A 1,195-nucleotide genomic window follows, 5' to 3' on the forward strand; every position below is an offset into this window, starting at 1 on the left:
GCGCAGGTCGAGGGGCGTGGCCGGTACGGCGTCGAGTTGGACGTCAAGAAGGCCGTTCGGCACCCTGCCGAGGCGGCCGCCTAGAGAGCCGGTACGCGCCGGCCTCGCGCGCATCGGCTTCCGCCGCGGCAAGCTCCGGTAGCCGCGGCCGGGCCGCGGCCCAGGCTTCGACCGGTCCGAAGTGGCGGTCGATCTGCGGCGTCCTCGCCCCCCCCGACGACGTGAAGCGGATGCCCCTCCCACGGGTGCCCCGGCCCGGCCGGCACTAGCCGCTCGGCTCGCGCGCCGCAATCCGGGCGCAGCGGTGTACTACGGCCGACGGGTCGCAGCGTGCCCGCTTCGTCGTAGCGGCCCAGGATGTGCGTCTGGGGGCGCTCGAGGGGGCCTGTGACGGCTCCGATGACCGCTTCGGTGGTTTCGCGGCGGCGGACCTTGTACAGCGCCCGGGCGCCGCGGAGATAGTGCTGCTCGGTGCCCCGGATGACGAGTCCTTCCACTCCGGGGGCCGGGGTCCAGGACGTGAGCCATTCCTGCGCTGTCGCCGGGTCGTCCGTCTCCGGGCACAGCGCCCAGGGAGCGTGCAGAGCGTGTTCGGTTAAGAGCTGTTCCAGGCGGGCGCGGCGCTCGGCGTACGGGATGTGCAGTAGCTCCTCGCCGCCGAGCTGGAGGACGTCGAAGACGATCAGGTGGGCGGGCAGTTCCTCTGCGAGCCCTGGGGCGCTGCGGTGGCCGGCGGCCGCGCGCGCTGCAGCGCCTCGAACGACACCCGGTACCCGGCCCATACAACCAGCTCACCATCGAGGACCAGGCCGTCGGGTAGATCCGCGGCCGCGCGCACCAGCTCGGGAAATCGGGCCTGGATCAGGCTGCCCCGACGGGACTGGAGCCGCACGGGGCCGGTGAAGAGCAAGGCGCGGTAGCCGTCGAACTTCGGCTGAAAGATCAGACGGCCCGGCAGAGTGCCCGGCGCAGGCACTCTGCCACGGGCCTGCGCCAGCATCGGCTCGACAGGGCCGAGCCTGCGGATGGTGCGTCGGCCGGACCGAGCTCCGCCCATGCTCCCGCTGCGGGAAGAACGGCCACATCGTCACCCGCTTTTAACTGGTCCTAACAAAGCCTCTGGACGTGTCGGTGGGTGATCAGGCAGACGGCGAGGCCGAGGAAGGCCTCGTGGATGTCGTCGCGTCGTTCCCAT

The 1,195-nt window shown here is 71.8% G+C and carries 2 protein-coding genes; both read right to left on the reverse strand.

What is annotated here, in order from left to right:
• Positions 1-80: 80 nt before the first annotated feature.
• Positions 81-782 carry a hypothetical protein gene (locus ACF1GV_RS42595; RefSeq protein ID WP_391692548.1) on the reverse strand — a complete coding sequence of 234 codons (702 nt, stop codon included), beginning with the start codon at positions 780-782 and terminating at the stop codon, positions 81-83.
• Positions 683-1,000 (reverse strand): hypothetical protein, encoded by a 318-nt coding sequence (locus tag ACF1GV_RS42600; RefSeq protein WP_391692550.1) that lies wholly within the window; start codon positions 998-1,000, stop codon positions 683-685. The genes ACF1GV_RS42595 and ACF1GV_RS42600 overlap by 100 nt, the downstream gene beginning before the upstream one ends.
• Between the last annotated feature and the right edge of the window lie 195 nt (positions 1,001-1,195).

It is taken from the genome of Streptomyces sp. NPDC014006 (genome assembly GCF_043088925.1).
Taxonomy (GTDB): domain Bacteria; phylum Actinomycetota; class Actinomycetes; order Streptomycetales; family Streptomycetaceae; genus Streptomyces.